We start from the raw sequence: 9,054 nt of genomic DNA, 5'->3' as shown, positions 1-9,054 counted from the left end.
GCTGCGATCTTTTGATCTTCAACGATTTAGAACGATGTAATTTTCACCCACCCGACGCGCATACCCCTCCAGCACCTGCTGGCACAACGTCACGATCTCCTCGACCCATTCCACGCCCACCCGCCACGACACCACCACTTGCAGGTCCGGTGGTCGCTGGTCGATGTCCAGCAAGGTCAGTTCACCCCGTGCCAGCTCCTCGGCCACCAGCACCGGCGGCAAGGCACCGATGCCAAAGCCGTCACGCAGCAACCGGGTGATCGCCGAGACCGAGTTCACGCAGTTCAGCCGTGGCGCCAGCACGCCGTTGGCCTGCATCAGGGCGAGCACTTCCTGATGCGGGTGGGAGTTTTTCGAGTAGGTAATGATCCGTTCATTGGCCAGGTCGGCGATGCCTGAGTAGTCGCGGTTGTAGAGCGAATTGCTGGCGACGATCCAGCCCATGGGGTGGCTGGCCAGTTCCAGGCTGCGCACGCTTTCCTGGCGCAGCAGATCGGTTTGCAGAATCACATCGAGAAAGCCTTTTTGCAGCTGATCGCAGAGGTTGAGCGAGGTATCGGCCACCAGTTCGATTTCCACCAGCGGGTAGTGATCGGTCATCTGCGCCACCAACGGGCTCAGCCAGGTGTGGATCACCGTGTCCATCACGCCGATGCGCACGCGCCCGGCCTTGCTCGAACGGGTCTCGATCGACTGCTTGAGTGCCTGCATGGTGTCCATCATCTGCTCGGCGTATTCGAGCACTTTCAAGCCTTCCGGCGTCAGGCTCACACCGCGCGAGTCGCGCAGGAACAGCTTCACCCCAAGCTCGCCTTCGAGCACGGCGATGCGGCTGGAAATCGACGCCTGGGTGGTGAAGAGCTTGTCGGCGGTGAGGCGGAAACTCTTGAGCCGGGCGACCCAGACGAATGTCTCGAGAAACTTCAGGTTCATGTGATCAAGTTTTTCTTATGGCTAGGGCGGGTTTTTATTAGTTGGACGCAGAGGGCTGGCGCGTCCAAGAATCGACACATCCGGTTCCCACGATAGGCGTCGTCGGGGCTCAGAACAATACCAATAAAACCAGCGCGGAGATTTGCCATGAGTGCGCCCGACACCACCGCCATTCCGAAAGCCACGGCTCGCCCCGGACCTTTCGACTGGTATCGCAACATCAATCAGCAGGAACGCCGCACCTTCTGGAGCTGCAAGATCGGCTATGGCCTGGATGGCATGGACACCCAGATGCTCAGCTTCGTGGTGCCGACCCTGATTGCCATGTGGGGCATCACTACCGGCCAGGCCGGGCTGATCCACACCAGCACGCTGATCGCTTCGGCCATTGGTGGCTGGGTGGCGGGGATTCTCTCCGACCGCATCGGCCGTGTGCGCACTTTGCAACTGACGGTGCTGTGGTTTGCCTTCTTCACCTTCCTTTGCGGTTTCGCCCAAAACTACGAACAACTGCTGATTGCGCGGACCCTGATGGGCTTCGGTTTCGGCGGCGAATGGACCGCCGGCGCGGTGCTGATCGGCGAAGTGATCCGCGCCCAGGACCGCGGCAAGGCCGTGGGCATGGTGCAATCGGGCTGGGCGCTGGGCTGGGGCCTGACCGCGATCCTGTACGCGCTGCTGTTCTCGATCATGCCGCCGGAAGATGCCTGGCGCGCTCTGTTCATCCTCGGCATCGTGCCGGCGATTTTCGTGATCTTCGTGCGTCGCCTGGTCAAGGACCCGGAAATCTACCGTGAAGCCAAGGCCAAGGAGGCCCCGAGCAATCCGTCGAAGTTCTACGAGATCTTCGCCCCCGGCATGCTCTTCACCACCATTCGCGCTTCGCTGCTGACCACCGGTGCGCTGGGCGGTTACTACGCGATTACGTCCTGGCTGCCGACCTTCCTGAAGAACGAACGCGGTTTGAGCGTACTCGGCACCGGCGGTTATCTGGCGATGGTGATCGTCGGTTCCTACGTCGGTTACGTCATCAGTGCCTATTTGACCGACATCCTCGGTCGCAAGAAGAACTTCATCCTGTTCGCTGTCGGCTCGTTCACCATTGTGCTGCTGTACACCCAATTGCCGGTCAGCAACGGCGTGATGCTGTGGCTGGGCTTCCCACTGGGCTTCTTCGCCTCGGGGATTTTCAGCGGCATGGGTTCGTTCCTGACCGAGCTGTTTCCAACGCGGATTCGCGGTTCAGGCCAAGGCTTTTGCTACAACATCGGTCGGGCGTTGGCGGCGTTGTTCCCGCTGCTGATCGGCTTGCTGAGCCAGACGGTGCCACTGAGCGTCGGGATCGGTGCCTTCGCGGCGGTGTCCTACGGCGTGGTGATCCTCGCGGCCCTGAGTTTGCCGGAAACCCGTGGCAAGCAACTCGACGCCCAGTAACTGATAACCTGCGGGCATGTCCTACGGATATGTCCGGCAGCTAAAAAGAATAAAGCCTACAGGAGTGTTCATCGTGAGCCGCCTGCTATTGAACTGCGACATCGGCGAGAGTTTCGGTAACTGGACCATGGGTCTGGACGCGGAGGTCATGCCCTTCATCGATTGCGCCAACATCGCCTGCGGTTTCCATGCCGGCGACCCGAGCATCATGCGCAAGACCGTCAGCCTGGCCCTCAGCCACGGTGTGCAGATCGGCGCGCATCCGGCCTATCAGGACCTGGTCGGTTTTGGCCGCCGCTCCATGGCCTATACCGCCCAGGAACTGCAGGACATCCTGCATTACCAGATCGGCGCCCTCGACGGCATCTGCCGGGCCCAGGGCGGGCGGATCAGCTACGTCAAACCCCACGGCGCGATGTACAACGACATGATGGCCAACCCCGCGCAATTGCGCGCCGTGCTGCAAGCGGTGGCGTCCTATGACCGCAGCCTGCCGTTGATGCTGATGGCCACCCGCGACAACAGTGCCGCGCAGCAGTTGGGCGAGGAGTACGGTGTGACCCTGTGGTTCGAAGCCTTCGCCGACCGCGCCTACGACAGCGCTGGCATGCTGGTCTCGCGGCAACTGCCGGGGGCGGTGCATCACGATCCGGAGAAAATCATCGAGCAGGCGTTGATCATTGCCCGTGGCGATCACCTCACCGCCAGTGACGGCAGCGCCTTGCACTTACAGGCCAACACCCTGTGCGTGCACGGCGACAATGCCAGTTCGGTGGCCGCCGTGCGGCGCATTCGTGAAGCCTTGAATCAGCAGGGCGCGTCATGAAACTGCGGGTAGAAGTGGTCGCGCTCGATTGCCTGATGGTGCGTCTGTTCGATGAAATCGCCGAAGCCAACATGCCATGGATGCTGGCGGCCAGCGAAAGTCTGCGGGCAGCATTTGGTGAACACCTGATCGACCTGGTGCCGTCCTACACGACCTTGATGGTGCATTACGATTTGACCGCGCTCAGTCCGTCTCAGGCCCGGGAATTGATTGCCCAGGCGCTGATCGACCTGTCGCCGAATGCGCGCACCCGTGGCAAATGCCATGTGCTGCCGGTGTGGTACGACTTGAGTGTCGGTCCGGAGTTGAGCTTGTTGTCACAACGTAGCGGTCTGGCAGTGGAAGAGGTGATCCGCCGTCATAGCGAACGTGAGTATCAGGTGTTCGCCCTGGGCTTCGCACCGGGGTTCGCTTTCATGGGCCTGGTGGAAGAGCTGCTCGCCGCACCGCGCCTGAGCACGCCGCGCAAGAAGGTCGCCGCGGGCAGTGTCGGTATCGCCGAACGGCAGACGGCCGCCTATCCGGTGGTATCCCCCGGCGGCTGGAACTTGATCGGCCGCACACCGGCCAAATTGTTCGACCGCAACCGTGACGGCTACAGCCTGATGCAACCGGGCGACACCGTGCGTTTCGAAGCGGTCGGCCACGCCGAGTTCATCAACCTGGGCGGTGACGACACGCCATTGGAGGCGCAGGCATGAGCCGTCTGACGATTGAAGCGAGTACACCGCTGTGCCTGTTGCAGGACGCCGGCCGTTTCGGCGTGCGGCATCTGGGCGTGACCCAGGGCGGCGCGGCTGATTGGCGTTCGATGTCCTGGGCCAACTGGTTGCTGGGTAACGGGCTGGATGCGCCGGTGATCGAAATCACCCTCGGCGGGTTCACCGTCGTGGCGCAAGACGATTGCGTACTGGCGTTGGCCGGGGCCGATCTGGGGGCGAAGGTGGACGGCGAGCCGCTGGCACCTTGGCGCAGCTTCAGGCTGCAAAAGGGCCAGCAATTGCAATTCACCCAGCCATTGCTCGGCGCCCGGGCCTACCTGGCCGCGCCGGGTGGCTTCGATGCGCCAAAGGTGTTGGGCAGCAGCGCGACGGTGGTTCGTGAGGAACTCGGCGGACTGGATGGCATGGGGCGTGCGCTGGATAAAGGCGCACGCTTGAGCTATTCGGGCAACTCGGTGATGTTGCTGCGCGAATTGAGCGCAGATCAGCGTCCGGACTTGAAGCTTGATACGCCGTTGGACCTGGTGCTCGGTGCGCAGATCGGTGAGTTCAGCGGGCAGAGTCTGTTCGATGCCTTCAACAGCGTGTGGAGCCTCGACAGCCGTGCCGACCGGATGGGTATTCGCCTGTTGGGTACGGCGTTGCAGTATCAGGGCAAGCCGATGATTTCCGAGGGGATTCCATTGGGCGCTGTACAGGTGCCGCCGGACGGGCAGCCGATCGTGCTGCTCAATGATCGGCAGACCATTGGCGGTTATCCGCGGTTGGGGGCATTGACGCCGTTGGCGCTGGCGCGATTGGCGCAGTGCCTGCCGGGGGCGCAGGTGCGGTTGCGGCCGGTGGTGCAGGAGGTGGCGCATCGCGAGCAGGTCGAGTACTTGCGCAGGTTTTTGAACCGCTAAAAGCATCGCGGGCAAGCCCGCTCCCACAAGGATTAATATTGTTCACACTTACTGTGATCAACTTTTAACCCTGTGGGAGCGGGCTTGCCCGCGATGACGCCAGTCCAGGCAACCGAGATTATTTGGACAAAAACCGCATCCCTTCCTCCAACCCCCGAAGGGTCAGCGGATACATCTGGTCCTCAATCAAATCCCGAACGATATTGGTCGACGAGGTATAGCCCCAGGTATCTTTCGGGTACGGGTTGATCCAGATGAGCTTCTTGTACTTCTCCTTGAACCGCTGCATCCACACGTAGCCGGCTTCTTCGTTCCAGTGCTCGACGCTGCCACCGGCCTGAGTGATTTCGTAGGGCGCCATCGCGGCGTCGCCGATGAAGATCACTTTGTAGTCTGCGCCGTATTTATGCAGCAGGTCCATGGTCGAGGTGCGTTCGGAGGTGCGGCGCATGTTGTTCTTCCACACCGATTCATAAATGAAGTTGTGGAAGTAGAAGTACTCCAGGTGCTTGAACTCGGTCTTGCAGGCCGAGAACAGCTCCTCGCAGATCTTCACGTGGGCGTCCATCGAGCCGCCGATGTCGAACAGCAGCAACAGCTTGACCGTGTTGCGCCGTTCCGGGCGCATCTGGATGTTCAGCAGCCCGGCATCCTTGGCGGTGTGGTCGATGGTGCCATCGATATCGAGTTCTTCGGCGGCACCCTGGCGGGCGAATTTGCGCAAGCGGCGCAGGGCGACCTTGATGTTGCGCGTGCCCAGTTCCACCGAGTCGTCGAGGTTCTTGTACTCGCGTTGGTCCCAGACTTTCACGGCCTTGCCCTGGCGCTTGCCGGCATCGCCAACCCGAATGCCTTCCGGGTTGAAACCGCCGGAACCGAACGGGCTGGTACCACCGGTGCCGATCCACTTGTTGCCGCCGGCATGGCGTTCCTTCTGTTCTTCCAGGCGTTTCTTGAATTCTTCGATCAGCTTGTCCAGGCCACCGAGGGACTGGATCGCCGCCCGTTCTTCATCGGTCAGGGAACGTTCGAATTCCTTGCGCAGCCAGTCTTCCGGAATCAACGCCTGGAGGTGATCGTCGAGCTTTTCCAGGCCATTGAAGTAGGCCCCGAAGGCCCGGTCGAACTTGTCGAAATGCTTTTCGTCCTTCACCAGGATCGCCCGGGACAAGTAATAGAACTCGTCCATGTCGGCGAAGGTCACGCGCTGTTTAAGCGCGTTGATCAGGTCCAGCAGCTCGCGCACCGAAACCGGCACCTTGGCTGCACGCATTTCATTGAACAGATTGAGCAGCATGGCATTTGCCCCAGATGATCAACGACTGCCGCGACGGCTCATGAACGCCAGGCGCTCAAGCAGTTGCACGTCCTGTTCGTTCTTCACCAACGCGCCTGCCAGCGGCGGGATGGCCTTGGTCGGATCGCGTTCGCGCAACACCGCTTCGCCGATATTGTCGGCCATCAGCAGCTTCAGCCAGTCCACCAGCTCGGAGGTCGAAGGCTTCTTCTTCAGGCCCGGCACCTTGCGCACGTCGAAGAACACGTCCAGCGCCTCGCTGACCAGGTCTTTCTTGATGTCCGGGTAGTGCACGTCGACGATCCGCTGCATCGTGGTGCGATCCGGGAACGCGATGTAGTGGAAGAAGCAGCGGCGCAGGAAGGCGTCCGGCAGTTCTTTCTCGTTGTTGGAGGTGATGATGATGATCGGACGTTTCTTGGCCTTGATGGTCTCGTCGATCTCGTAGACGTAGAACTCCATCTTGTCGAGTTCTTGCAGCAGGTCGTTGGGGAACTCGATGTCGGCCTTGTCGATTTCGTCGATCAGCAGGATCACGCGCTCTTCGGACTCGAACGCTTCCCAGAGCTTGCCCTTTTTCAGGTAGTTGCGAACGTCGTGGACCTTTTCCGTGCCGAGCTGCGAATCGCGCAGGCGGCTGACCGCGTCGTACTCGTACAGGCCCTGGTGGGCCTTGGTGGTGGATTTGATGTGCCAGGTGATCAGCTTGGCGCCAAAGGAATCGGCCAGTTGCTCGGCGAGCATGGTCTTGCCGGTGCCTGGTTCGCCCTTGACCAGCAGCGGCCGCTCCAGGGTGATGGCGGCGTTGACCGCCAGTTTAAGGTCATCGGTGGCGACGTAGGCCTGGGTGCCTTCGAACTTCATCTGCTAATCCTCGAACGGTAACGCCGGCCTGAGCGAGGCAGGGCGCAGGGTGCAATAAAAGGTGCAATAAGGTGCAATAAAATGGTCAGGTCTGACTATAACGCGGTGTCCGGTCGACTGTGAACGCAGACGGCTTATTCAGTCTCTGAATGGAGCGTCACATCTTGACTCAGTCGAGGCCGCTGGCCAGTATTAAGCTATCGCCATTTTGGCGATAGCTTGTCGGGCATGTCTACTAAATATCGATTTCGAGATACGTATCGCATTCAACTGCGCGAGAAAGATCATCCCCCCCCACGTTCATCTGACCGGTGGCGGGCTGGATGTCATGCTGAGCCTGGAAACCGTCGAAGTAATGGTGGCAAGGCACCGCCGCTGATTATCAAGGAAGCGCTGGAGTGGGTCAGGTCCCATCAGGTGCAATTGCTGGAGGATTGGAAACGATGTTACCCATGAAGCGACCACGACTATCGGCAGTGGGTGTATTGCCGGACTATCGGCTGGCGCTGACGTTCATCGATGGTCAACAGCTTACCCTGGACCTGAGTCGCGACCTGCAGGCCTTTGCGGGCTTGCAACCCTTGCAGGGAGAGGCTTTCGAGGGTGCCACGCTGGGGGATGACGGCTGGTGTGTGGAGTGGCCCGGGCAGGACATCCAGATCGGTGCCGACACCTTGTACCTGGATGCGCTTGCGCAAAACGCTTCGGACGAAAATACCCGGATCTTCATCGACTGGCGTGCTCGCACCGGATTGCCGCTCAATCAGGCCGCCGAGGCACTGGGGGTCAGCGCCCGCAGCATCAGCCGCTACAGTAGTGGCCGAGAGGCGGTACCGCGCTCACTGGCCCTGGCCTGCCTGGGATGGGACTTCCTGCAACAGCAAGCCAGTCCGCTACGGGCAGCCGAAGAAACCGGGCGCTACACCGTCACGCGCAAGCGTTAACCGGCGTCCGGCTTGGGTCGTTCGTATTGGGCATTGAATGCCTGAATGAAACCATTGCGTAAAATCTGCAAAAACGCCTCGAACGCGCTGATATCTTTTTGATGGACGTTGCCGCGTAGCTCAACCCGGGTGGCAAACTGGTTCTTGGCCTGGTTTTTCAGCACGGTTTCAGAGCCGCCGACCAGAGCCTCCCAGATGGAACGAAAAATACCTTTGTCCTTGTTTTCCACATCCTGTTGCCAGTTGAACACGTCGACATCCTTGAGCAGCGGTTTGATGTAACCGGTCAATTTGGCTTTTTTCGCCTCGGCTTCGATGACCACATCGCCGTGGCCGGCATTGAAATCAAACTTGCCGTAGGCCGATGCGAAGTCGTTCATGCGTTTGAGCTGAATGTCCCGGGCCCGCATGCGAAATTCGAAATCCTCGAAGTTGCTCAGTGGATCGAACGTGGCCGTGGTTTCCAGGGGGGCGTGCCCCAGCAGCAGTGCCTTGCCTTCGAAGCGGGCGTCGCGCTTGCCTTTGGAATCGACCACGTTGGTCAGGTTGTAGATGTTCAGGTCGACTTTGGTGGCATTCATGTTCACCGGTGGTTTGGAGTTGAAGTTGCGAAAACTGACCTTGCCATCGTCGATCTGCACTTCGTCGAGGGTGATCGGCAGCAATTTACCCAGTTGGGCGCGCCAGTCGGTGCCTTCGCCGGTTTGCGAGTTTTTCTTGTTGGCCCCACCGTCGACGAAGTTGACCTCGGGCTTGACGAACTTCACTTCGGCGACCACCGCGTGGTCGTACCACAGGGAGTGCCAGCTGACCGAGAGGTCGATCAGCGGCGCATTGACGAACGGAACAGGTACCTTGCCCTCGACCTTGACGATTTTCAGGCCGTTGATCTTGTAGGCACCGCGCCACAGGGCCAGGTCCACGTCGGCTATCTGGCCGCGGTAATCGCCCATGTTCGCCAGCCGGTCATTGAGGTAGTCGCGCACCAGGTAGGGCAGGGCGAAATGCAGGGCAACCAGCAGCACAACGAGGCCGGCGAAGCTCCACAACGGCCAGCGGTATCGACGTTTCATGGTGGTAATTCTCTGGCGTTCTATAGCCATTGACTGCGCACACATCCGGTCGTTCGACC

Annotated in this window: 9 protein-coding genes and 1 pseudogene; 6 read left to right on the top strand and 4 right to left on the bottom strand. The window is 60.3% G+C overall.

The genetic code is table 11. The features are described from left to right. Positions 1–18 precede the first annotated feature (18 nt). Positions 19–933 carry a LysR family transcriptional regulator gene (locus tag PMI35_RS28085; protein WP_008055457.1) on the bottom strand — a complete coding sequence of 305 codons (915 nt, stop codon included), beginning with the start codon at positions 931–933 and terminating at the stop codon, positions 19–21. Positions 934–1,080: 147 nt separating this feature from the next. Here PMI35_RS28085 and PMI35_RS28090 point away from each other — a divergent pair, with 147 nt between their 5' ends. The 4 genes from PMI35_RS28090 to PMI35_RS28105 all read left to right on the top strand — a co-directional run bounded on the left by PMI35_RS28090 (position 1,081) and on the right by PMI35_RS28105 (position 4,817). Continuing rightward, positions 1,081–2,367, top strand: coding sequence for an MFS transporter (locus tag PMI35_RS28090; protein WP_008055455.1), 1,287 nt, complete (start codon positions 1,081–1,083; stop codon positions 2,365–2,367). Positions 2,368–2,440: 73 nt separating this feature from the next. Continuing rightward, positions 2,441–3,193 carry a 5-oxoprolinase subunit PxpA gene (locus tag PMI35_RS28095; RefSeq protein ID WP_008055452.1) on the top strand — a complete coding sequence of 251 codons (753 nt, stop codon included), beginning with the start codon at positions 2,441–2,443 and terminating at the stop codon, positions 3,191–3,193. Further along, positions 3,190–3,894, top strand: coding sequence for a 5-oxoprolinase subunit PxpB (gene pxpB, locus PMI35_RS28100; RefSeq protein WP_008055450.1), 705 nt, complete (start codon positions 3,190–3,192; stop codon positions 3,892–3,894). The genes PMI35_RS28095 and pxpB overlap by 4 nt, the downstream gene beginning before the upstream one ends. Then, positions 3,891–4,817, top strand: a complete 927-nt coding sequence (locus PMI35_RS28105) for a biotin-dependent carboxyltransferase family protein (protein ID WP_008055448.1) — start codon at positions 3,891–3,893, stop codon at positions 4,815–4,817. The genes pxpB and PMI35_RS28105 overlap by 4 nt, the downstream gene beginning before the upstream one ends. 118 nt (positions 4,818–4,935) lie before the next feature. On the opposite strand, the gene PMI35_RS28110 is transcribed toward PMI35_RS28105, so the two are convergent. Together PMI35_RS28110 and PMI35_RS28115 are read right to left on the bottom strand one after the other, a co-directional pair. After that, positions 4,936–6,114, bottom strand: a complete 1,179-nt coding sequence (locus tag PMI35_RS28110) for a vWA domain-containing protein (RefSeq protein WP_008055445.1) — start codon at positions 6,112–6,114, stop codon at positions 4,936–4,938. 18 nt (positions 6,115–6,132) lie between these two features. Continuing rightward, the gene (locus PMI35_RS28115) at positions 6,133–6,978 is read right to left on the bottom strand and encodes an AAA family ATPase (protein ID WP_008055443.1); all 846 of its coding nucleotides are present in this window, start codon (positions 6,976–6,978) and stop codon (positions 6,133–6,135) included. A gap of 228 nt (positions 6,979–7,206) precedes the next feature. Here PMI35_RS28115 and PMI35_RS33545 point away from each other — a divergent pair. Both PMI35_RS33545 and PMI35_RS28120 read left to right on the top strand, forming a co-directional pair. Continuing rightward, positions 7,207–7,434: pseudogene (locus tag PMI35_RS33545) on the top strand (DUF4160 domain-containing protein). Next, positions 7,422–7,922, top strand: a complete 501-nt coding sequence (locus PMI35_RS28120) for a DUF2442 domain-containing protein (RefSeq protein WP_008055442.1) — start codon at positions 7,422–7,424, stop codon at positions 7,920–7,922. The pseudogene PMI35_RS33545 and the gene PMI35_RS28120 overlap by 13 nt, the downstream one beginning before the upstream one ends. On the opposite strand, the gene PMI35_RS28125 is transcribed toward PMI35_RS28120, so the two are convergent. Beyond that, positions 7,919–9,025, bottom strand: a complete 1,107-nt coding sequence (locus PMI35_RS28125) for a DUF748 domain-containing protein (RefSeq protein WP_443217044.1) — start codon at positions 9,023–9,025, stop codon at positions 7,919–7,921. The two genes, PMI35_RS28120 and PMI35_RS28125, sit on opposite strands and share 4 nt — an antisense overlap. Positions 9,026–9,054: the final 29 nt, after the last annotated feature.

Source organism: Pseudomonas sp. GM78 (assembly GCF_000282475.1).
Taxonomy (GTDB): domain Bacteria; phylum Pseudomonadota; class Gammaproteobacteria; order Pseudomonadales; family Pseudomonadaceae; genus Aquipseudomonas.
This window is presented reverse-complemented; position numbering and strand designations above follow the sequence as displayed.